The organism is Aquihabitans sp. McL0605 (assembly GCF_049993875.1).
Lineage (GTDB): Bacteria > Actinomycetota > Acidimicrobiia > Acidimicrobiales > Iamiaceae > Aquihabitans.
In genome coordinates this window covers 1,843,894-1,866,141 of the sequence record NZ_CP188252.1, presented here as the reverse complement: position 1 = coordinate 1,866,141, position 22,248 = coordinate 1,843,894, and the positions used below count along the sequence as shown (strand labels likewise).

At 70.5% G+C, this 22,248-nt stretch carries 20 protein-coding genes; 9 read left to right on the top strand and 11 right to left on the bottom strand.

Features of this window, described 5'->3' with window-relative positions:
* Positions 1-14: 14 nt before the first annotated feature.
* Both ACPPVX_RS08480 and ACPPVX_RS08475 read right to left on the bottom strand, forming a co-directional pair.
* Positions 15-1,223 carry an amidohydrolase family protein gene (locus ACPPVX_RS08480; protein WP_426574456.1) on the bottom strand — a complete coding sequence of 403 codons (1,209 nt, stop codon included), beginning with the start codon at positions 1,221-1,223 and terminating at the stop codon, positions 15-17.
* 137 nt (positions 1,224-1,360) lie between these two features.
* Positions 1,361-2,176, bottom strand: a complete 816-nt coding sequence (locus tag ACPPVX_RS08475) for an SDR family NAD(P)-dependent oxidoreductase (protein WP_426574455.1) — start codon at positions 2,174-2,176, stop codon at positions 1,361-1,363.
* A 95-nt stretch (positions 2,177-2,271) separates the two neighbouring features.
* Here ACPPVX_RS08475 and ACPPVX_RS08470 point away from each other — a divergent pair, with 95 nt between their 5' ends.
* The gene (locus tag ACPPVX_RS08470) at positions 2,272-3,441 is read left to right on the top strand and encodes an aromatic ring-hydroxylating oxygenase subunit alpha (RefSeq protein WP_426574454.1); all 1,170 of its coding nucleotides are present in this window, start codon (positions 2,272-2,274) and stop codon (positions 3,439-3,441) included.
* A 49-nt stretch (positions 3,442-3,490) separates the two neighbouring features.
* Positions 3,491-5,197, top strand: coding sequence for an N-acyl-D-amino-acid deacylase family protein (locus ACPPVX_RS08465; RefSeq protein ID WP_426574453.1), 1,707 nt, complete (start codon positions 3,491-3,493; stop codon positions 5,195-5,197).
* Positions 5,198-5,279: 82 nt separating this feature from the next.
* Here ACPPVX_RS08465 and ACPPVX_RS08460 read toward each other — a convergent pair whose 3' ends face one another.
* The 4 genes from ACPPVX_RS08460 to ACPPVX_RS08445 form a co-directional block, all read right to left on the bottom strand.
* Positions 5,280-6,161, bottom strand: a complete 882-nt coding sequence (locus ACPPVX_RS08460; protein ID WP_426574452.1) for an alpha/beta fold hydrolase — start codon at positions 6,159-6,161, stop codon at positions 5,280-5,282.
* A gap of 31 nt (positions 6,162-6,192) precedes the next feature.
* Positions 6,193-7,467: an amidohydrolase family protein gene (locus ACPPVX_RS08455; RefSeq protein ID WP_426574451.1), complete on the bottom strand. Its 1,275-nt coding sequence runs from the start codon at positions 7,465-7,467 to the stop codon at positions 6,193-6,195.
* Positions 7,468-7,535: 68 nt separating this feature from the next.
* Entirely contained in the window at positions 7,536-8,747 is a 1,212-nt protein-coding gene (locus ACPPVX_RS08450) for a cytochrome P450 (protein WP_426574450.1), read from the bottom strand.
* Positions 8,744-10,186, bottom strand: a complete 1,443-nt coding sequence (locus ACPPVX_RS08445) for an aldehyde dehydrogenase family protein (protein WP_426575015.1) — start codon at positions 10,184-10,186, stop codon at positions 8,744-8,746. Before ACPPVX_RS08445 ends, ACPPVX_RS08450 begins: the two co-directional genes overlap by 4 nt.
* 130 nt (positions 10,187-10,316) lie before the next feature.
* On the opposite strand from ACPPVX_RS08445, the gene ACPPVX_RS08440 reads away from it, so the two are divergent.
* Positions 10,317-11,507, top strand: coding sequence for an amidohydrolase family protein (locus ACPPVX_RS08440; RefSeq protein ID WP_426574449.1), 1,191 nt, complete (start codon positions 10,317-10,319; stop codon positions 11,505-11,507).
* A 34-nt stretch (positions 11,508-11,541) separates the two neighbouring features.
* Entirely contained in the window at positions 11,542-12,726 is a 1,185-nt protein-coding gene (locus tag ACPPVX_RS08435) for a thiolase family protein (protein ID WP_426574448.1), read from the top strand.
* Between the two features lie 63 nt (positions 12,727-12,789).
* Here ACPPVX_RS08435 and ACPPVX_RS08430 read toward each other — a convergent pair whose 3' ends face one another.
* The 4 genes from ACPPVX_RS08430 to ACPPVX_RS08415 form a co-directional block, all read right to left on the bottom strand.
* Positions 12,790-12,987, bottom strand: a complete 198-nt coding sequence (locus tag ACPPVX_RS08430) for a hypothetical protein (protein ID WP_426574447.1) — start codon at positions 12,985-12,987, stop codon at positions 12,790-12,792.
* A gap of 139 nt (positions 12,988-13,126) precedes the next feature.
* On the bottom strand, positions 13,127-13,753 hold the full coding sequence (locus ACPPVX_RS08425) for an endonuclease/exonuclease/phosphatase family protein (RefSeq protein WP_426574446.1): 627 nt from the start codon (positions 13,751-13,753) through the stop codon (positions 13,127-13,129).
* Positions 13,754-13,987: 234 nt separating this feature from the next.
* Positions 13,988-15,115, bottom strand: coding sequence for a hypothetical protein (locus ACPPVX_RS08420; protein ID WP_426574445.1), 1,128 nt, complete (start codon positions 15,113-15,115; stop codon positions 13,988-13,990).
* Between the two features lie 100 nt (positions 15,116-15,215).
* Positions 15,216-16,688, bottom strand: coding sequence for a class I adenylate-forming enzyme family protein (locus ACPPVX_RS08415; RefSeq protein ID WP_426574444.1), 1,473 nt, complete (start codon positions 16,686-16,688; stop codon positions 15,216-15,218).
* Between the two features lie 20 nt (positions 16,689-16,708).
* Between ACPPVX_RS08415 and ACPPVX_RS08410 the strand changes: the two genes are divergently transcribed.
* Both ACPPVX_RS08410 and ACPPVX_RS08405 read left to right on the top strand, forming a co-directional pair.
* The gene (locus ACPPVX_RS08410) at positions 16,709-17,851 is read left to right on the top strand and encodes an acyl-CoA thioesterase (RefSeq protein ID WP_426574443.1); all 1,143 of its coding nucleotides are present in this window, start codon (positions 16,709-16,711) and stop codon (positions 17,849-17,851) included.
* Complete coding sequence (locus tag ACPPVX_RS08405) at positions 17,848-18,528, top strand: DUF427 domain-containing protein (RefSeq protein ID WP_426574442.1); 681 nt, start codon at positions 17,848-17,850, stop codon at positions 18,526-18,528. The genes ACPPVX_RS08410 and ACPPVX_RS08405 overlap by 4 nt, the downstream gene beginning before the upstream one ends.
* A gap of 10 nt (positions 18,529-18,538) precedes the next feature.
* On the opposite strand, the gene ACPPVX_RS08400 is transcribed toward ACPPVX_RS08405, so the two are convergent.
* Entirely contained in the window at positions 18,539-19,297 is a 759-nt protein-coding gene (locus ACPPVX_RS08400; RefSeq protein WP_426574441.1) for an SDR family oxidoreductase, read from the bottom strand.
* An 80-nt stretch (positions 19,298-19,377) separates the two neighbouring features.
* Between ACPPVX_RS08400 and ACPPVX_RS08395 the strand changes: the two genes are divergently transcribed.
* The 3 genes from ACPPVX_RS08395 to ACPPVX_RS08385 all read left to right on the top strand — a co-directional run bounded on the left by ACPPVX_RS08395 (position 19,378) and on the right by ACPPVX_RS08385 (position 22,244).
* Positions 19,378-20,040: a TetR/AcrR family transcriptional regulator gene (locus tag ACPPVX_RS08395; RefSeq protein WP_426574440.1), complete on the top strand. Its 663-nt coding sequence runs from the start codon at positions 19,378-19,380 to the stop codon at positions 20,038-20,040.
* Positions 20,041-20,092: 52 nt separating this feature from the next.
* Complete coding sequence (locus tag ACPPVX_RS08390) at positions 20,093-21,310, top strand: CaiB/BaiF CoA transferase family protein (RefSeq protein ID WP_426574439.1); 1,218 nt, start codon at positions 20,093-20,095, stop codon at positions 21,308-21,310.
* A gap of 103 nt (positions 21,311-21,413) precedes the next feature.
* The gene (locus ACPPVX_RS08385; protein ID WP_426574438.1) at positions 21,414-22,244 is read left to right on the top strand and encodes an SDR family oxidoreductase; all 831 of its coding nucleotides are present in this window, start codon (positions 21,414-21,416) and stop codon (positions 22,242-22,244) included.
* Positions 22,245-22,248 lie beyond the last annotated feature (4 nt).

The following is a 22,248-nucleotide window of genomic DNA, read 5'->3' as shown; positions in this document are numbered from 1 at the left end:
GGCGCGGTGGGCGCCTAGGGGAGCTTGATCGAAGCGGGGTCGGCGGGCTCGAAGTCGTACACGCGGCAGGCGTTGCCGATGGTGATCTTGTGCTGCGTCTCCTCGGGCAGGTGCCCGAGCCACTTGCGGGCCAGGTTGATGGTGTCGGGCCAGGTGGAGTCGGAGTGCGGGTAGTCGCACTCGAGCATCACGTTGTCCTCGCCGATGATGTCGAGCAGGCGCAGGCCGGCGGCGTCCTCGATGAACGTGCCGAAGACGTGGTCCTTGAACAGCTGGCGGATGTCGGTGTCGAGGTCGAACGACGCCTCGCCGAACGACTCGCCGCGGTCGTGGGCCGCGTTCATGTTGATGTCGAAGCGCGAGGCCCAGAAGCGCTGCTTGTCGATGACCTGCTCGGCCCGCTCGAGGAAGTAGGGGATCCAGCCGATCGAGCCCTCGGACAGGGCGATCTTCAGGTTCGGGAACTGCTCGAAGTTGCCGCTGAACAGCCAGTCGAGGAGCGTGCCGGCCTGGTTGGCGGCCGCCGAGTACGCCATGAAGGCGAGCGTCGGCATGTCCTCGGAGGTGCGGATCAGGTTCGAGGACGAGCCCACGTGCATGGAGATGACCTGGCCGGCGTCGTTCGCCGCCCGGAACATCGGGTCCCAGAAGTCGGTGTGGATCGACGGGAGGCCGAGCTTGGTGGGGTTCTCGGAGAAGGCGATCGACTTGGCGCCCAGGGCGGCGGTGCGCTCGATCTCGGCGGCGGCCAGCTTGGGGTCCCACAGCGGGATGATCATCATCGGGATGAACCGGCCCGGGTGGGCGTCGGCGAACTCCTCGAGGATGAAGTCGTTCCACGCCCTCACGCACTCGAGGGCCACCACCTTGTCCTTGGCCTCGTGGAAGATCTGGCCGCAGTAGCGGGGGAACGACGGGAACAGCATCGACGACAGCACGAAGCCCTGGTCCATGTCGGTCACGCGGGCGTCGGGCTCGTAGCAGCCGAGGCGCATGTCGTCGTAGGAGATGGGCTCGGGGGAGAACTCCTCCTTGGACTTGCCGGCCACGGCGTTGAGGCCGGTGGTGACGATCTGGCGGTCCTCGTAGACCCAGAACTCCTGGCCGTCGGCCCGCTCGATCCGCGGCGCGATGGACCGCATCTTCTCGGGCACGCGCTCCTGCCACAGGCGTTCCGGCTCGATGAGGTGATCGTCGACGGAGATGAACCAGTTGATGGACACGCGAGCCTCCTGAGGCCGTCTAGCGCAGTGCGGTGGTGCGGTCGGGATGACGCCCGGCGGAGCGAGAAAGTGAGTGGGCGTTCACGTTCTCCATCTTCGGCAACCCGCCGCGGCCTGTCAAGCCGGGCGCCCGTCGATCAGAACGTGTCGGCGATGGCCCAGGGGCCTTCGGTGAACGGGCGGCCGAGCAGATCCATGCTGTAGACGATCTGGCCGGTGACGGCGCCGGGCGCGCCCGAGCACAGCTCCAGGGCGGCGTCGGCCATGGCCTCGTCGGGCTCCACCGGTGCGTTGTCGGGGGTGTGCGGCGACACCACGGCGACGCCCGGGGTCATGACCAGCCCCGACGTGCCGAGCGCGTTGACGCTGATGCCCCGGCCCTCGGTCTCGGCCGCCAGCCCGGTGGTGAGGCGGTCGAGCGCCACCTTGCACATGCCGTAGGGCGTGCAGCCGTCGCTGGCCCAGTCGGGGTACGGCGGCCCCTTGGGGTGGCGGGCCTGCTTGGACGTGATGTTCACGATCCAGCCCCGGCCTTCGTCGAGCATCGACGGGATGGCGAGCTGGCACAGCCGGAAGGGGGCGTGGACCATCATCTGGAACATCAGGTCGTAGCGGCGCGGGGCGATGTCGAGCGCGGGGCCGTAGAAGTTCACGCCGGCGTTGTTCACCAGGGTGTCGACCGGACCGACGAGCGCGTTGGCCCGCGACACGATGGTCTCGACCTCGTCGGGGTCGGTGAGGTCGGCCCGGAGCGGGACGGCGAACCCGCCCGCCGCGGTGATGGCGTCGACCGTCTCCTCGATCGAGCCGGGCAGCCGCGACGTGCCGGCGGACAGGGTGCGGGCCACCAGCACGACGGCCGCGCCCTCGCCCGCCAACCGCTCCGCGATGTGCTGGCCGATGCCGCGGCTGGCGCCGGTGACGATGGCCACGCGTCCTTCGAGTGCTCCCACGGCGGTGACCATAACAAAGTGAGCGCCCACTCTGTAAGATGGCCGGGAGCGCGTGCGCTGAGTACGCTGGATCGAGCACGCACAGGGGGTGCCCCATGGACAAAGAAGCCTTCGAGCACGACCTCGTCCGCCGGCTGCTCCAGCACGTCGAGCACGGCACCACCGACCTCACCGACGAGATCCTCGAGGTCCCGGTCGACGTGTACACATCGGCCGACCGCTTGGCCGAGGAGCGCACCGCCCTCTTCGGCGACCAGCCGCTGCTGCTGTGCCTGTCGGGCGCGCTGCCCCGGCCCGGCAGCTACCTCACGGTCGACCTGTGCGGCACCCCGGTCCTCGTCAGCCGGGGCAAGGACGGCCGCGTCCACGCCTTCTTGAACGCCTGCCGCCACCGCGGCGTGCGCGTGATGGACGGTGCCGGCGAGGCCCGCCGCTTCACCTGCCCGTTCCACAACTGGACCTACGACAACGAGGGCGCGCTCGTCGGGCTCCCGGTCGCCACCGCCTTCGAGGGCATGTGCCGGGAGGACAAGGGCCTCGTCGAGCTCCCCGTCACCGAGGGCTACGGCCTGGTGGTCGGGCGCCTCCGGCCCGGCGCCGAGATCGACATCGACGAGTACCTCGGCCCCGACCTGGCCGCCGAGCTGGCGCTGCTCGACTTCGCCGACTGGGAGCTGTTCGGCGAGCCCCACACCCACCCGGTGGGCGCCAACTGGAAGGTCACGCTCGACACCTACCGCGAGAACTACCACTTCGACTTCCTGCACCGCGACACGCTCGCCGCCTACGCGCACGGCGGCATCCTCACGTTCGACCCGTTCGGCCGGCACCTCCGCAACTGCTCGGCGATCAAGTCGATCGACCAGCTCAAGGGCGTGCCCGAGGAGGAGTGGGGCGACGTCGGGGCCCACTTCAGCCTCCAGTACGCGCTGTTCCCCAACATCAGCCTCACGTTCGACAGCCGCCACATCGAGCTGTGGCAGATCCTGCCCACCGGCGTGAGCTCGTCCGAGGTGGTGCACACCACGTACGTGCGGCCCGGGCTCTCCGAGGACGAGACCACCAAGCTCGCCGACATGGCGCCGTGGATCTGCGAGACGGTCGTCGACGGCGAGGACTTCTGGGTGGCCGGCCGCACCGAGCCGGGCATCGGCACCGGCCTGCTCGGCACCGTGGTCTTCGGTCGCAACGAGCCCGCCCCCCAGCACCTGCACCAGGGCTTCGAGGCGGCCATCGCCGCCGCCCGAGCCGCCGGCCGCGACTGATCCCAGCTCTGCACCACCCCCGGCGCCCGCCGGCGAAAGGACCAACGGCATGCACGACATCGTGATCCGCGGCGGCGAGGTCGTCGACGGCACCGGGGCCGGGCCGAGGCGGGCCGACGTGGCCATCGACGGCGATCGCATCACCGCGGTGGGCGACGTGCCCGATGCCGGCCGCCGCGAGCTCGACGCCACCGGCCGCCTGGTCACGCCGGGCTTCGTCGACATCCACACCCACCTCGACGCCCAGCTGTTCTGGGACCCGGTGGCCAGCCCGTCGTGCTTCCACGGCGTCACCACCATCGTGCTGGGCAACTGCGGCGTGACGTTCGCGCCGGTGCAGCCGGGCAAGGAGCGCTACCTCGCCGAGATGATGGAGTCGGTCGAGGACATCTCGGCCGACGCGGTCATGGACGGCATCGCCTGGGGGTGGGAGACCTACGGCGACTACCTCGACGCCCTGCGCGGGCTGGCGCTCGGCGTCAACGTCGGCGGGCTCGTCGGCCACTGCGCGCTGCGCTACTACGTGATGGGCGAGCGGGGCCTGGCCGAGGAGCCGGCCACCGACGCCGACATCGCCGCCATGGCCGCGCTGGTGCGCGAGGCGATGGACCGCGGCGCGCTCGGCTTCTCGTCGTCGCGCAGCTTCATGCACACCGTCCCCGACGGCCGCCCGGTGCCGGGCACCTACGCCCAGCCGGCCGAGCTGGCCGCCATCGCCCACGCCCTGGCCGACTGCGGGCGCGGGGTCATCGAGGTGGTCCCCCGCATCGGCGAGCGCGACGGCCCCGACCGGCAGAACTCCATCTCCGAGCTGGCGTGGATGGAGGAGGTCAGCCGCTCGTCGGGCCGGCCGCTCACCTTCGCCATGATGCAGAGCGACCGCCGTCCCGACCTGTGGTCATGGGTGATGGGCGAGGTGGGCGAGGCCCGCGGCCGCGGTGCCGACCTGCGGCCCCAGACCACCGCGCGCGGGAGCGGCATCCTCTACGGCCTCGCCGGCCACTCGCCCTACGACGCGCTGCCCGCCTGGGTGGAGCTGATGGCCAAACCGTGGGCCAAGCGGGTGGAGGCCCTGGCCGACGCCGACCTCCGCGCCCGCCTGGTGCACGAGGCCGACCAGCCCGCCGACCTCTCGGGGCCGCTGGCGCCGAAGGACCCGGCCAAGCTCTACCTGCTGCCGCCCGGCATCGCCCGCTACGACGTGAGCGAGGCCAACAGCCTGGCGGCCGAAGCGGCGCGCCGGGGCACCACCGCGGCGGGCGCGTTCTTCGACTTCCTCGCCGAGACCGACGGCCGTGGGCTGCTCTACTACCCGGTCCTCAACCAGGACCTCGGGGCGGTGGCGCAGATGCTGGTGAACCCCGATGTGATCGTCGGCGTGGCCGATGCCGGGGCCCACGTCGCCCTCACCATGGACGCCGGCCAGTCGAGCTTCCTGCTCAGCCACTGGGTTCGCGACCAGGGCCTGCTCGACATCGGCACCGCCGTGCGCAAGCTCACCCAGGAGCCGGCCGAGTTCTTCGGCCTGGTCGACCGCGGCGTGGTGGCCCCGGGCGCCCACGCCGACCTCAACGTCATCGACCTCGAGGGGCTGCAGCTGCACACCCCCGAGATCGTCGACGACTTCCCGCTCGGCTCGTCGCGCTTCCTCCAGCGCGCCGACGGCTACGACTACACGCTCGTCAACGGCCAGGTCCTCGTCGACCACGACGAGCTCACCGCCGCCCGCCCCGGCACCGTCGTCAGCCCCGCCTGAAACCAAGAACCCCGCACCCCAACCGCTCCGAACCTTCTGTGATGATCCCGGCTCAGCCCCGGGCCATCACAGAACGTTCGGGTCAAGGGCGGCGGGGGACGACCTCGTCGGCCCAGGCCTGGAGCTGGGGGACCAGGAGGGGCCAGCGGGCGAAGAGGCTGCCGCCGGCGGCTCGGGCGGCCTGGCGGTCGAGCCACTCGCGGTCGCCCCACGGGGGCTCGACCAGGCGGGCGCTCGGCAGGGTGGCGGCCACCGCTTCGGACGTGGCGCGGGTGTGGTTGAGATCGCTCTCGCCGCTGCGGAACACCAGGGCGGGCAGGGTCATGGCGGCGGCATCGGCGGCCGTGAGGCCGGGGACCACCTCGTCGCCGCAGGGGCAGTAGACGAGCATCCACCGCTCCATGAGCTCGATGAACTCGCGGGGGTCCTGGGCCAGCAGGCGCTCGCGGTTGGCGGGGTTGCGCTCGAGCGGCTCCTGCCACTCGGGGAGGGCGGCCACCGCCTCCATGCCGTCGTTCCAGGCGGCACGGATCGACCCGCTGCAGTAGTGGTACCCGAGCCCGATGAGCCCGAGCACGCCGCCGCTGATCCACCACACGGCAAGGGCCGAGGCCACGTCGGGGTGGCGGGCGGCGGTGAGCAGCGACACCCGGGACCCACCGGAGCCGCCGGCGATGACGACGGGCCCGAGGTCGAGGTGGCGCAGGAGGCCGGCGAGGGCGTCGGCCTGCATGGCCGACTCGGATGCGCCGGTGAAGCACACGTCGGAGGCGCCGGTGTTGGGCCGGTCCCAGATGACGACCTGATCGCCCGACGCGGCGAGCGCCTCGGCCAGCTCGCGCACGCCGCCGTAGTCCTTGCTGAACCGGCCGCCGGGCGTGAGCGCCCACGGCCGCCCGCCGCGGCCGGCCTCGCCGATCACCTCGTAGGCGATCGTGAGGCCGTCGATCGCTACCGAGGCCACGTCGGGCCGAGCGCGATCCGCAGCGGCTCGATCACGAGAACACGCCGATGCCGGCGGCCTCGTTCCGCGCCTTCCAGTCCGCCTTCGGCATGCGCGTCACGTCGACGTCGGTGGAACGGGCGCGGAGGGCGCCGACCGTGGCGTCCTCTCGCTTCACGTGCTTGAACGGGTCCCAGTCGAAGAACCGGGTGGCGTTCTGCCAGGTGATCTTGTGGATCTCCTCGTCGCTGCACCCCGCGTCCTGGAGCTCGCCCCAGGCCTGCTCGGGGGAGTTGGGCCAGGTGGTGTCGGTGTGGGGGTAGTCGCACTCCCAGGCGATGATGTCGATGCCGATCCGGTCGCGGAGCAACAGGCCCGACGGGTCGGTGATGTAGCAGGCGAGGATGTGCTCGCGGAACACCTCGGAGGGCAGCTTGCCGCCGAAGTCGTCGCGCTCGTGGAGCCACGCCTGGTTCTGCACGTGGCGGTCGATGCGGTCGAAGTAGAAGGGGATCCAGCCGATCCCGCCCTCGGACAGGGCCACCTTGAGGTCGGGGAACCGGCGCAGGGTGGGGCCGAAGAGGAGGTCCTGGGCGGTGATGGCGCTGATCTGGCAGGCCAGCACCATGAGGTGGTCGACCGGTGCCTCCTTCGGGCGCTGGATCACGTCGAACCCGCCGCCGATGTGCAGCGACAAGATGATGTTGTGGTCGCACATGGCGGCCAGCATCGGATCCCAGTAGCCCGACAGGAAGCTCTCGAAGCCCTGGACGTGCGGGGTCTCGAGGAAGCTGATGGAGCGGCAGCCCTTCGCGGCGAGGCGGTTGACCTCTTCGACGGCGAGGTCGACGTCCCACATGGGCACGATGCCCTGGGGGATGAACCGGCCGGGGTAGCTGCCGGCCCACTCGTCGATGGCCCAGTCGTTGTAGGCCCGGAGCATGATGAGGGCGACCTCCTTGTCGCCCGCCTCGGTGAACGTGCGGGCGTTGAAGCCGGCCATGGTGGGGAAGTTCATCGAGGCGTGGATGCCGTTGGCGTCCATGTCGCGCACGCGCTGGTGCACGTCGAAGCAGCCGGGGCGCAGCTCGGAGTAGGTGCCCGGGTCGAACCCCCACTCCTCGGCCGGCCAGCCCACGGTGGCGGCCATGCCGAAGCGGGTCGAGGTGGCCTCGCCGCCGAACACCCACTCGTCGACGCCCTGGGCGTTGCGGACGACCTTGGGCGCCTTGTCGGCCCACTTCGCCGGCACGTGGTTCTCGTACATGTCCGGCGGTTCGATGATGTGGTCGTCGATGCTGACCAGGATCATGTCGTCCATCTGCATGGGAGGGTTCCTCTCGGGAGGTTCGTCAGGCGGCGATCGTCGGGTCGGCGGTCGTCAGGAGGTGGTGGTCAGGCGGGGGTGATCACGGGGAGGTGCTCCCACCCGCGGACGGTGGAGGTGCGGGCCTGCTTGGCGTGGTCCCAGTCGACGTCCCACTCGGGGAAGCGCTGCAGGATCTCGTCGAGCGCCACCCGGCCCTCGAGGCGGGCGAGGGCCGCACCGAGGCAGAAGTGCAGGCCGTAGCCGAACGACAGGTGGTGGCCGATCTTGCGGTGGATGTCGAACGAGTCGCCGTCGGCGAACTCGCGGTCGTCGCGGTTGGCCGAGCCGTTGAGCAGCAGGATGGCGCTGCCGGCCGGCACGGTCTGGCCGTGGTGCTCCACGTCGGCGGTGACCAGGCGGGCCTGCACGGGGGAGGGGGCCTCGTATCGGAGGATCTCCTCGATGGCCTGCGGCACCAGCTCGCGGTTCTCGGCGATCTGGCGGCGCTGGTCGGGGTGCTCGGCGAGCACCTTGCCGGTCCAGCCGATGAGCCGGGTGGTGGTCTCGTTGCCGGCGGCGGCGAGCAGGTTGATGAAGTTGAGGAGCTCGGTGCGGGTGAGCTTGCGCCGGGTGCCGCTGGCGGAGTCGTCGAACTCGGCCTGGAGCAGCTCGGTCATCAGGTCGTCGGAGGGGTGCTCCGCCCGCCAGTCGAGGTAGTCACCGAACGCGTTGGCCTGGTCGAGGCCGGCGTAGAAGTCGGTGGCGTCGGGGATCTTGTCGTCCTCCATGCGGAGGCCGCTGTCGATCTGGTCGCGCAGCGCCACCTGGTCCTGCTCGGGGATGCCGAGGAGCATGCCGATGGTGCGCATGGGCATCTCGGCGCCGATGTCGGCGATGAAGTCGAAGCCCCCGGAGCCGACGAGCGGGTCGAGGCTGCGGGCGCAGAACTCGCGCACCTTGGGCTCGATGGCGGCCATCTTCCGGGGCGTGAAGACCCGCGAGAGGATGCCGCGGTGCTCGTCGTGGCCGGGCGGGTCGTCGAAGATGATCGAGCCCGGCGGGATCTCGATGTCGGCCTTGATCAGCTCGAGCAGCGAGCCCTGCTTGGAGCTGTAGGTGTGCCAGTCCTTGAGGCCGTCCTCGACGTCCTTGAACCGGCTCAGCGCGTAGAAGTCGAGCTTCTCGTTGTAGTAGAGCGGCGTCTCTTCCCGGAGCCGGCGCCAGATCGGGTACGGGTCGGTGTCGATCTCGAAGTCGTACGGGTCGTAGTACGCCGGGTCGGTGCTGGTGGCGGTCATGCCGGCCACGCGATCGACTTGGTCTCCAGGTACTGGTCGAAGCCGGCCACGCCGTTCTGGCGTCCGACCCCGCTCTGCTTGTAGCCGCCGAAGGGCAGGTCGGCCATGTAGGCGGCCCCGCCGTCGACGCTCATGGACCCGGCGCGGACCCGGCTGGCCACCGCCATCGACCGCTCGGTGGAGCCGGAGAACACGGTGCCGGCGAGGCCGTACTTGCTGTCGTTGGCGATGCGCACGGCGTCGTCGTCATCGTCGAACGGGATGACCACGAGCACCGGCCCGAAGATCTCCTCCTGGGCGATGGTCATGGAGTTGTCGACATCGGTGAACATCGTCGGCTCCACGAAGAAGCCCTTGTCGAGGTGCGCCGGCCGCTTGCCGCCGAGGGCGAGCGTGGCGCCCTCGTCGATGCCCTTCTGGATGTAGCCGAGCACGCGGTCGCGCTGCTTGGCCGAGATCTGCGGGCCCTGGAGGTTGCCGGGATCCTGCGGGTCGCCGTAGGGCACGGCGGCCATCATCGATCGGATGAGCTCGACGCCCTCGTCGTAGCGGCTGCGGGGGAGCAGCATCCGGGTGGGGATGGCGCAGCCCTGGCCGGCGTGGGTGCACACGGCCATGCCCATGAACGACGCGATGCCCAGGTCGGCGTCGTCGAGGACGATGGTGGCCGACTTGCCGCCCAGCTCGAGGAACAGCCGCTTCATGGTGGCGGCGCCCTTCTCCATGATGCGCTGGCCCACGGTGGTGGAGCCGGTGAAGGAGATGGCGTCGACCAGCGGCGAGAGCGTGAGCTCCTCGCCGACGAAGTGGTCGGAGGCGTTGACGATGTTGATGACGCCGGCGGGGATGTCGGTGCGCTCGGCGATGACCCGGCCGAGCAGCGTGGCGTTCCACGGCGTGTCGGGGGCCGGCTTGACCACCATGGTGTTGCCGGTGGCGAGGGCCTGGCCGACCTTGTTGATGATCACCTCGAACGGGAAGTTCCAGGGGGTGATGGCGCCGACGACGCCCACCGGCTCCTTGACGATGCGGCGGTGGGTGAGCGAGCCGCGGAGGTCGGGGACGTCGGGGAGGTCGGTCACCCACGGGTACTCGTCCATGAGCTTGGCCGGGTACGTGAGGGAGTGCTCGAGCGGCACGTCGAGCTGGGGGCCGTGGGTGAGCATCCGCGGGGCGCCCACCTCGAGGATCAGCTGCTCGCGCAGCTCCTCCTGCACGGCTTCGAGCCCCGCCTGCAGCTGCTCGATGCAGTGCTTGCGGAACGCCCGGTCGGTGGACCAGGTGGTCTCGTCGAACGCCCGGCGGGCGGCGGCGATGGCTCGGTGCATGTCGTCGGCGGTGCCGTCGGCGACGACGCCGAGCACCTCCTCGGTGGCCGGGTTGACGTTCTCGAACGTCGCCCCGGTGCTCGATGCGACGAGCTCACCATCGATGAGCATCCTCGACTCTGGATCGACCACGGCTCTTCCCCTTCAATGCGGTCCCCTACGCGCGATGGCGGCCCCATCGAGCAGGATCGGAGAGTACCTGAATTTGACGTCGCAGTCAAAACGGGCTACTTTCGGGCGCATGGTACGCAGCCTGGACTTCCCGGTGTTCGACGCCGACAACCACCTGTACGAGACGGAGGAGGCCTTCACCCGGCACCTCCCGAAGCAGTACCGGAGCGCCATCGACTACGTGCAGGTCAAGGGCCGCACGAAGATCGTGGTGCGCGGCACGATCAGCGACTACATCCCCAACCCCACCTTCGAGGTGGTGGCCCGGCCGGGTGCCCAGGAGGAGTACTTCCGCATCGGCAACCCGAAGGGGCTGTCGTACCGGGAGCTCATCGGCGACCCGATGAAGTGCATCCCGGCGTTCCGGGAGCCGGCGCCCCGCATCGAGCTCATGGACGAGCTGGGCGTCGACCGCACGCTCATGTTCCCCACCCTCGCCAGCCTCCTCGAGGAGCGCATGCGCGACGACCCCAAGCTGATCCACGCCGTCGTCCACTCCCTCAACGAGTGGCTCTACGAGACCTGGCAGTTCGACTACGAGGGCCGGATCTTCACCACCCCGGTGATCTCCCTGCCCATCGTCGACGAGGCCATCAAGGAGCTCGAGTGGTGCCTCGAGCGCGGGGCCAAGACCGTGCTGATCCGCCCGGCGCCCGTGCCCGGCTACGGCGGCTCGCGCTCGTTCGCCCTCGAGGAGTTCGACCCGTTCTGGGAGGCCGTGCAGGAGTCGGGGATCCTCGTGTCGATGCACGCCTCCGACAGCGGCTACTCCCGCTACACCGCCGACTGGACCGGCCCGCAGGAGATGCTCCCGTTCCGGCCCGACCCGTTCCGGATGATGACCTCGCAGAAGCGCCCGATCGAGGACACCATGTCCGCCGCGGTCTGCCACGGCCTGCTCACCCGCTTCCCCCGCCTCAACATCGCGGCGGTCGAGAACGGCGGCGACTGGGTCCTCCCGTTCCTGGAGCACCTGCAGGACACCTACGAGAAGATGCCGCAGGCGTTCGACGAGGACCCGATCGTGGCGTTCAAGCGGAACATCTACGTCAGCCCGTTCCACGAGGACAAGCTCGACGAGCTCATCGACGCCCTCGGCGTCGACCACATCCTCTTCGGGTCGGACTTCCCGCACCCCGAGGGCCTCGCCGATCCGTGCAGCTACGTCGACCACCTGCCCTCGGACCTGGCGCACGAAGACCTCGCCAAGGTCATGGGCGGCAACCTCGGCCGGCTCATGGGCATCGACGCCCTCGTCTGAACCCCTCTCCCCACCTCTCCAGGAGCACCACCGCATGAGCCACGAAGCCGTCATCGTCTCCACCGCGCGCACGCCGATCGCCACCGCCTTCAAGGGCTCGCTGATCGAGACCGATGCGTTCACCATCGCCACCCTCACGGTGGCCGAGAGCGTGCGCCGCTCGGGTCTCGACCCCGCGCTGGTCGACGACGTGGTGCTGGGTGAGTCGCTCTACGGCGGCGGGGCCATCGCCCGCTACGCCGCCATCGAGGCCGGCCTGGTCCACGCACCTGGCATCGCCCACAACCGCCACTGCGCGTCGGGCCTCGGCACCCTCTCCACCGCGGCCGCGTCGGTCATGGCCGGCATGGACCGCGTGGTGGTGGCCGGCGGCGTGCAGTCCACCTCCACCTCGCCCAAGGCGGTGCGCCGGGTGCCCGGCACCGACTTCGTCGACGAGGACTGGCTGTCGCCCAGCCACCCCGCCACCGACGACGCCCCCATCCGCGACATGACCATCACGGTCGGCTGGAACGCAGCGCGCAAGGCCGGCATCTCCCGCGAGGACCTCGATGCCTGGGCCTACCGCTCGCACATGCGGGCCATCGGCGGCATCGACAGCGGCGCCTTCGCCGACGAGATCGTGGCGGTCCCCGTCACCCTCCGCGACGGCACCTCGTTCTCGTTCGACACCGACGAGCACCCGCGGCGCTCCTCGTCGCTCGAGAAGCTCGCCTCGCTCAAGCCGCTGCACCCCGAGATCGAGGGCTTCAGCATCACGGCCGGCAACTCGGCCGGCGTCAACGACGGCGCCGCGGCCATGGTCGTCGCCGACCGCGACTTCGCCATCGCCAACGGCGCTCCGGTGCTGGCCACCGTGAAGTCGTGGGCCTCGGCCGGCGTCACCCCCGCCGACACCGGGCTGGCCCCGCCGGTCGCCATCCGCAAGGCGCTCGAGCGCGCCGGGCTCACCGTCGGCGACATCGACCTGTGGGAGATCAACGAGGCCTTCGCCTCGGTGCCGATCGCCGCGGTCCGCGAGCTCGGGCTCGACGAGGACCTGGTCAACCCGCTCGGCTCCGGCTGCAGCCTCGGGCACCCCGTCGCCATGACCGGGTCCCGCATGGCGATGACCCTGGTCCACGAGCTGCGCCGCCGTGGCGGTGGCCTCGCCGTGGCCGCCATGTGCGCCGGCGGCGGCATGGCCTCCGCTGTCATCCTCGAGGTCCCTGCTCCTTAAGCGGGGTCTCCCGCCGAGCTGGCCGACAGGGCGATCGGCGATCGCCCCGTGGCGAGCGCCGGATCAGGGATGGCCGGGTGCTGCCCGGAGACGGTGGATGCACCAGGCGACGCTGCCCGCCGCCAGCCCGATGACGGCCCCGACCATGCCGGACGGGATGCCCACCTCGAACACGGCGAACCATGCCGTGGGCGGGTAGGCCGCCAACCCGAGCACCAGGCCCACGACACCGCCGATCGCACCCAGCCCGATCGCAGCCACCAGCGACCACCGTGCCGGGGTCGGGATGTCGCTCAACGTGCTTGCCACCCCGGTCGACCAGCTTCGACGTCGGTCCATCCAGATCACCCTGCCAGACCCGCAGCGCCACGCCGGCCCAACCGATGTGCCACTCGTCGAGTCAGGTGTGCGCCTCGCCCACGAGGTAGCAGTGGTCGGAGAAGGCGAAGTCACAGTTGATGAAGGCCGAACCGGGCTGAGAGAAGAACGATTTTCGAACCCACACGTAGTCGATCTTCTCGTCGACGCCCGGTGATCTCTCCGTATCGGTTCCCGTCCAAGGAAGGCCGGGGTAGTCGACATCCCACGAGTTCGGGAAGTACGCGTTCGTCTGTGCCGCGCTCAAGTTCATGTCTCCCGTCATGAAGATCTGGCCGGGGTGGTCGTCCCAAAAGGCTCTGATCAGGAGGAAGTCGAACGATGCGTTGGCATCGCTGTCGGCTGTCAGGTGGGCCACGCATCTGCGCCACTGGAATCCCCAGCCCTGCTTGACGATGCAGTTCAGGTCGGGCGAGTAGTACAGGTTCATGCTGTAGGTGCCACCGACATCTGCGCCGAACTCGAGCGAGGCATTGCCGAACCCGTGGGCCATGCACGACGCGGTCCTGACCTGGCTGTCGGCCGCGTAGTCGCGGAAGAAGTGTGAGTGCATGTTGCTTGGAGAGAGGTGAAATGCGATGTACGCGACGTCGTCGGCGCAGGCCTCGGTGAGCCCGACGTACCAGACCGTTGGGGCCGTCGTGTTCACGAACCAGATGACCTTGCTCTTTGGTTGGTCGGGTCGCCAGTGTCCGTTGTTCCGGTCGCGGTGGCAGAGGCTTGGCACATGTTGAAGGTCTGAGCCGGTGCATCTGTCGCCCCCGCAGGACTCGCCCACCGGGCTTCGAGGCAGGAGGCGATCGTTGCCGCCAGCGAGAGCGCGATCAGGGCGTTCAACAGGCTTCGTGTCGGGCCCCTCCTGGCAATACCGGTGTTGCTCATGTCAATGACCCGCGATCGAGTCGGGTGCTGGGGCCTCGCCGACGTTGTAGGACGGCGGTTTGGGCCTGACGTACGTCAGGGTCCGGTCTCCGACGCCGACCTGGATCGTGTCGTTGTTGGTGGTGGTCCAGGTCCCATCGATCGATCGGTGCAGCACGCCGGAGTCGACCTGTCCGACCAGCGAGCCGTCTCCGAGGTGGCGTGGAGCGTGGGCGTTCTCGTTGGTGATCCCGTCGGTCATGGCCGCCTGACGCTTGGTCCAGGTCCCCCGCACGTACTCCCAGGCCGCGTGCTGGCCCACGATCGCAAGCCCTCCCGGTATGCACATCGTCCCGAGCTCGGTCCAGTCGGCAAGGACGGGCTGCGCTGCGTCTGGAAGCGCAACGGGCTCGAGGGTGTCGGTAGCTGCACCCGTCACGAACCGTTGCGCGTCGTGGGGGTCGGGCTTCCAGCCCTCGGGGAGCGGTCCCCACGGCACAGCTCCAGGTTGGTCCGCATCGACGACCTCGAGCGCGGCATAGCCGTCGCCGGTTGGACAGAGCTCGGCCAGAGAGGCCGAGAGGGGTTCGCTCTTCGTTCCGTGCTGGGACACGTCGAAGACGAGACCACCGGTTGCACCTGTCGAGTAGAAGGCCTGGAGGGTGGTGCCCCCGGAGGAGATCCACCCCCAGTTGTGCAGGCCGTCGATCACTGGCGTCGTCCCGAGCGTCGAGACCTCACCGTGGGTCAGGGTGAACGCAGTCCCTCGCACCGGAGCCCCGCCGTCTGGCGCGATGGCATCGCAATCCCCGTCGCAGAGGTTCGCGACGCCGAGGAGCTCGCCGCCCGAAGTTCCCAGGATGAGGCTGTCGAGGGACGCTTCGGGCCAGGGGAACGCGACCGTTGTCCAGGTCTCGTCCTTGACCGAGTACGTGGCCAGGTCCTTGAAGTCGCTCATCCAGATGTGGTCGTCATCGCTGGCGAGCGGTGCCGCTCCCGGACGCGCCACCGGCGACCGCTCCATGGCCTGATCGAGGGTTGCCTTCACAACCTGTGGCGGACCGCCGCTCCTGACCGCTCCGCTATCGCCGGCGGATCCACACGCGGTCACCGTCGTCCCGGCCGCCGCCGCTAGCCCGATCACGAACATAGTTGAAATCCACCGTAACATCATGAAATATACCTTCGCGCGCCCACGGGTGGCAGTCAAGGGTGATCTCAGATGACGTGGAAGCGTTCCACCTCTGTGTTCAACCGCCGCGGGCCTCGATCAACGCGCTGCGGCTGATCTTGGTGGCCTCGCTGCGGGGCATGGCGTCGATGATCTCGATCGACTTCGGGACCTTGTACGGGGTGAGGCGCGCCTTGGCGTAGGCCACCACCTCGTCGAGCGTCGGCGGGTTGGCGGCGTCGTGCGGCTCGATGATGGCGTGGACCCGACGGCCCCACTCCTCGTCGAGCAGGCCGATCACCACCACGTCGGCGATGGCGGGGTGGTCGATCAGCGCCGCCTCCACCTCCGCCGGGAAGATGTTGGCCCCGCCGGAGATGATCACGTCGACGCGGCGGTCGACCAGGTGGAGGAAGCCGTCCCCATCGACGAAGCCGAGGTCGCCGGCCGTCTCGAACCCGTCGTCGGTGCCCCGCAGCTGGGGCGCGCCGCCGAGGTACTCGTAGCCCCCGTACAGCGGGGAGCGGAGGTAGATCTCACCGATCTCGCCGTCGGGGACCTCGTGCCCGTCGGGGTCGAGGATGCGCACCTCGGTGCCGCGCTGGCCGCGGCCGACGCTGCCGGGGTGGGCCAGCCACTCGTCGCCGCGCAGGGCGGTGAGGCCGAGGCCCTCGGTCATGCCGTAGGCCATGAGGATCCGCTCGGATCCGATCAGGCCCGCCCAGCGGCGCACGAGCGACGGCGGCATCATCGCCGCGCCCTGGAGGATCCAGTCGAGGCTCGAGAGGTCCCGCCGCTCGATGCGGTCGAGGTCGGCGATGCGCTGGAGCATCGTCGGGGTGGCCGTGAACGTGGTGATGCGGTGGCGCTCGACCACCTCGACGGCGAGGGCGGCGCCGAAGCGCTCGAGCACCACCAGCTCGTCGCCGCCGAGCAGGTTGAGGAGCGTGCTGAACCCGTTGGCGTGGTACATCGGCGCCAGCACGAGGATGCGCTGGGGCTGGGGAACCTCGTGCCACCCGGCGATCATCGGCGTGGCGAACTGGGGGTCGAACAGGCCGGGCCGCCGGGTCAGGATCACCTTGGGGGTGCCGGTCGATCCGCTGCTGCAGATGCCCTGCATGTGGGGTGAGGTGGCGTCGGCCAGCTCGGGCACGGGTTGGTCGGCGGTGGCGTCGATCCAGGTCCGGTCGGCGCTGGCCAGGTGGACCACCGGCTCGATCACGGCGGTCAGGCGCGTCAGCTCCCACTCGGGGACGTCCCACCGCACGGGGATCGGCACCGCCCCGAGCTTCCAGGCGGCGAGAGCGCCCAGCACCAGCTGCGGGGTGTTGCCCAGCGCCAGGGTGACCCGGCTGCCGAGGCCGACGCCGCGCGCCGCCAGGGCGCCGGCGAGGCGGCTCGACCGGTCGTCGAGCTCGGCCCAGGTGAGGGCGGTCTCGGCCCCGTCGGTGCCCACAAACCGCAGGGGCACGGTGGTGGGACGGTCGGCGGCCAGCTGCGCGATCCGCGCTCCGATCGTGGGGAGCGCCGCATTCTTTGAGTTCGACATCAGTGTTAGTTTTGCACGTCATGACCGCACCGTCACCGCAACCGTGCTCGTACGAGGCCAGGGCGTGGCTCGGCGACCAGCTCATCGCCACCTCGGCGGCCACGCTCCGGGTCGACGAGCCCGGCGCGGCACCCGTGCTCCTCTTCCCTGCGGCCGCCGTGGCGCCGGCCGGGGCGGCCCTCGCGGCGCCCGCCACCGACGGGTACGTGACGTTCGATCCCGAGCGGGTCCGGGTCGAGCTGGTCGACGCTGCGCCCGGCAGCGACGAGCGCGACGTGACCACCAAGGCGTTCCCCACCTGGGGCGACGCCTCCGATCTGGTCGCCATCATGGACGTCCGCCCGGGCCCGGCCACCGGCCGCGGCGCCACCTACGTGAGCGTGGGCCGCGCCGACCACCGCCGCCCGGTGGTCGAGGGCAGCCAGATGCTCGGCCAGGCCATCGTCGCCGCCGGCCGGCACGCCCCCGGCCGCCGCGTGGTGTCGGCCTCGATGGTGTTCGTACGGGTGGCCGACGCCGCCCAGCCGATGACCTTCGAGCTCGAGGAGCTGGCGAACGGGCGGACCTTCACCGGCCTCACCATCCGTGTCCACCAGGGCGACCGCCTGTGCGCCAGCGGCACCTTCCTCCTCGACGTGAAGGCCCCCGACGCGATCCGCCACGCGGTCGACGCACCAGAGGTGGCCGGGCCCTACGAGAGCATCCCGTTCGACATGTCGGTCACCGGCCGCGACATCCGGGTGGTCGACGGCGCGTACACCGGCGACCCCGAGGCGCCCGTCGGCCCACCCGAGCTCGACGCCTGGGTGCGGTTCCGCGACCTGCCCGCCGACCCGCCGCTGCACGCCGGCCTGCTCGCCCAGTTCACCGGGCACATGCCCATCGCGGCGGCCTTCCGCCCCCACGCCGGCATCGGCCAGGACGCGGCGCACCGCACGCTGTCGACGGCCATCAACGCCATCACCATCTCCTTCCACGCCGACCCGCGCGCCGACCGGTGGATGCACTACCACCACCTGTCCACGTCCGCCGGCGATGGCATGACCCACGCCGAGTGCCGGGTGTTCGACGAGGGCGGCGCGCTGCTGGCGTCGTTCGCCGTCGAGGCCATGGTCCGGCCGCTGCCCACCCACCACGTCGTCGACGAGAGGAAGTCGCTGTGAGCCTCACCACCGGCCGCGGCCCGCTGAGCCCCCACCCCGCCGGCCGCTTCGAACCGCCCCTGCCGGGCGAGGTCACCTACATCGAGCCGTTCCTGCGCCGGATCCGCGGCAAGGACCGCGTGCGCACGGTCATCGACACCGAGCGCGCGTTCCTCGTGCACCGCTCCGGTGCGCCGCCCACCTACGCCTTCCCCGCGTCCGACGTGCACGACGTGGCCTGCGAGCCCGAGCCCGCCGTGCCCGGCTACGTCCGGGTGGCGTGGCACTCGGTGCCGCGCTGGTACGAGGAGGAGGAGGAGGTGTTCGGGCACCCCCGCAACCCGTACCACCGCGTCGACTGCGTCGCGTCGCACCGGCGCCTGCGCGTCGAGGTGGGCGGCGAGGTGCTGGTGGACACCACCGACGTGATCGCCCTGTTCGAGACCTCGCTCGCACCCAAGCTGTACGTGCGGCGAGACCTGGTCCGCATGGACCTCCTCGTCGCCGGGGCCACCACCACCTACTGCCCCTACAAGGGCACCGCCTGGTACTGGACGGCGGTGGTGGGCGACACGGTGGTCGACGACGTGGCCTGGTCGTACCACGAGCCGCTGCCCGAGTCGTCGCCGATCGCCGGGTACCTCAGCTTCGACCCGGCTCGCGCCGACGTGCGCGCCGACGTGCTCACCGCCGACTGATCGGCAGCGGTCAGCCGGCCGGCGCGGCGGGGGCGCGGGGGATGACCGCGACCGTCGGGATCGATGCGCTGGCGCCCAGGTGGAGCACCGAGTCGACCACGCGGACCAGCTCCTCGACCTCGATCAGCGAGCCGGACATGAGGCCCTTCTCGATCCAGGCCGGGGCGACCTCGGCCGCCAGGTCCATGTCCCAGGCCATCGGCAGCTCGGTGCCGCCGTGGCCGTCGCCACCGGCGCAGTCGCCGACGATCAGGCGGGTGAAGCCCACCTCGGGGTGCTCGACGCGCAGGGCCTCGACGAGCTTGTCGAGCGCGGCCTTGCTCACGATGTACGCACCCAGCCCCGGCCACGGAGCCGTCATGGACGCGCTGACCGACGACAGGTACACGGCCACGCCGTGCGAGGCGGCCAGGTGGGGGAGGGCAGCCGCGGTCACGAGGGCGGCGCCGGTGACGTTGGTGGCGAGCGTGCGGCTCCACGTGTCGGCGTCGAGCTCGGCCAGGCGGCCGAGGGTGCCCACGCCGCTGGCGAAGACGAGGGCGTCGATCCCGCCGAGCTGCTCGGCAGCCTGGGCGATGGCCTTCTCGACCGAGACCTGGTCGGTGACGTCGCAGGCGATCGCCACCGTGCCCTCGCCCGCCTCCGCGGCGGCCGCATCGAGGCGGTCCTGGCGCCGGGCGAGCAGCGCCACCTCGCCTCCACGCTGTGCGAGGCCGATGCCGATGCACCGACCCAGTCCGCTCGATGCCCCCACGACGACGGTCCTCATGGCAGCATCCTAATACCGACATCGACGTCGAATTCTCGTCCGGGGCCGCGCTATCGTCCCGGCGTCACCAGGAGGCGCCCGTGTCCGAAGCCACCCCCGATGAGGCCGACAAGGCGGGGCCGCGCACGCCCAAGGGGACCAAGACGCGCGAGCGGCTGCTCGAGGCGGCCAAGGCCACCTTCGAGGAGACCGGGTTCCTCGATGCCCGCATCTCCGACATCGCCGATCGGGCGGGCCTCTCGCACGGGTCCTTCTACTACTACTTCGATTCCAAGGAGCAGATCTTCCGCGAGGTGGCGATCGCGGTCGACGACCAGCTCGCGGCCCCCCTCGGCGACGTGATCCTGTCGCCCACCTCGCGCGAGCTCCCCCGCGAGCGCATCCACGAGGCGATCCGCCGGCACTTCGAGAGCTACCGCGACGAGGCCCGGATCATGGGCCAGATCGAGCAGGTGTCGCGCTACGACGACCAGGTCAACGCCGTGCGGGCCGAACGGAACCGGGTCTACGGCGCCCAGGTGGCCGACTCGATCCGCTCGTTGCAGCGCCGCGGGCTGGCTGATGCCGAGCTCGATCCGGTGGTGGCGGCCGCCGCCCTGGGTGCGCTCACGTACCGGTTCGCCGAGATGTGGCTGGTGCACCAGGGCATCGACGCGCCCCTCGAACAGGGCATCGACCAGGTGGCCCGCCTCTTCGCCAACGCCCTCGGCGTGGAGGACGGACGAGCCGACGGCGCCGACTAGGTTTACATTTGACGTCGATGTCGAAAAACGACCCGTTCCCTGAGGTGATCACGTGACCGCAATCCTCCAAGGTGTCCGCATCCTCGAGGTGGCTGAGCACACCTTCGTGCCGGCCGCTTCCGCCCTCCTGGCCGACTGGGGCGCCGAGGTCATCAAGATCGAGCACGTCACCCGGGGCGACGCCATGCGCGGCCTCGCCTCGTCAGGAGTGGGCGTGGTGCCCACCGACGTGCACGTCCTGCTCGAGCACTCCAACCGCGGCAAGAAGAGCCTCGGCCTCGACCTGACCACCGACGAGGGGCTCGACATCCTCCACAAGCTGGCGGCCACGTCCGACGTGTTCCTCACCAACAAGCTCCCGGGCGTCCGCACCAAGCTGCACATCGGCGTCGACGAGATCCGCGCCCACAACGAGAAGATCATCTACGTCCGCGGCACCGGCCAGGGCGAGCGCGGCCCCGACGCCGACAAGGGCTCCTACGACGCCCTCGCCTTCTGGGCCCGCGCCGGCATCGCACTCGGCTCCAACCGGCCCGAGTACGACCTCGTCCCCATGCCACCCGCACCCGGCTTCGGCGACTCCATCGGCGCCATGACCATCGCCGGCGGGATCATGGGCGCCCTGTTCCACCGCGAGAAGACGGGCGAGGCCACCGTGGTCGACGTGTCGCTGCTCGGCACCGGCCTGTGGGCCATGGGCCAGGCGGTGGCGCTGTCGCTCGTGCTCGACATCCCGTGGGGCGCGCCGCCGGCCAACCGCCCCCGCTCCAACCCGCTGACGCGCAACTACGAGACCAAGGACGGCCGGTCGCTGATGTTCACGTGCCTCCAGGGCGGCAAGTACTGGCCCCTGCTGTGCGACGTGCTCGAGCGCCCCGACCTCAAGGCCGACGAGCGCTTCGCCGACCAGGCGTCGCTGCTCGACAACAGCGCCGACGCCATCGCCATCCTCGACGAGATCTTCGCCGGCGCCACCCTCGCGGAGTGGCGTGACACCCTCGAGCCGTTCGAGGGCCAGTGGGCCGTCGTCCAGCACACCCTGGAGGCGGCGGTCGATCCGCAGACCGTGGCCAACGGCTACCTCCAGGACTGCGAGACCACCACCGGGATCCCGTTCCAGATGGTCGCGGCACCGGTGCAGTACGACGAGCAGCCGGCCCCCACCCACCGGGCGCCGGAGTTCAACGAGCACGGCGATGAGATCCTGGCCGACCTCGGCCTCGACTGGGACGCCATCGTGGACCTCAAGGTCCGCGGCGTCGTCGCCTGACCCGCTCCGGCCCCGGCTCGGCGCCACCTCCGCTCACCCCAGACCTTCGTCCACCACCACCCATCCGCCGGCGCCTCGCCGGCACCCCAAAGGAGATCCCCACATGTCGCAGTTCGATGCCTTCCGGTTCGACGGCAAGCGAGTCCTGGTCGTCGGCGGCGCGTCGGGCATGGGCGCCGCAGCCGCCCAGCTCGCCCAGGACGCCGGTGCCGACGTCATCGTGATGGACTACGCCGACGTCACGCTCGACGGCGCCCAGGGCATCCACGTCAACCTGGCCGAGCGGGAGTCGATCGACACCGCGCTGGCCTCGGTCGAGGGCCCCATCCACGCCCTGCTGGCCTGCGCCGGCGTCGCCGACGGCACGCCCGGCATCGAGCGCATCAACTTCGTCGGGCACCGGTACCTGATCGAGCAGGTGGTCGCCGACGGCCGGCTCGGGCGCGGCAGCGCCATCGGGTTCATCTCGTCGGCGGCCGGCCTCGGCTGGGAGGCCAACCTCGCCGAGCTGCAGGAGCTGCTCGCCCTCTCCGACTGGGACGAGTCGGCCGCCTGGATGGTCGCCCACAACAAGGCCGACTACATGAACTCCAAGCAGGCCATGTGCGCCTACGTGGCCCAGTCGGCGTTCTCGATGCTCCAGAAGGGCATCCGCATCAACGCCATCTGCCCCGGCCCCACCGAGACCCCGCTCGCCGTCGCCAACAAGGAGACGTGGCTCGGCTTCGGCGCCGACTACCGCGAGGCCACGGGCATCGAGGCCTCGTCGCCGCTCGACCAGGCCTACCCGCTGCTGTTCCTCTGCAGCGATGCCGCCGTGGCCATCAACGGCATCACCATGATCACCGACGCCGGCTACATGAGCTCGGGCATCACCGAGTCGTTCCCCGACGCCACGATGGTCGCCCAGTTCCTCATGGGCAAGCTCGGCTGAGGGC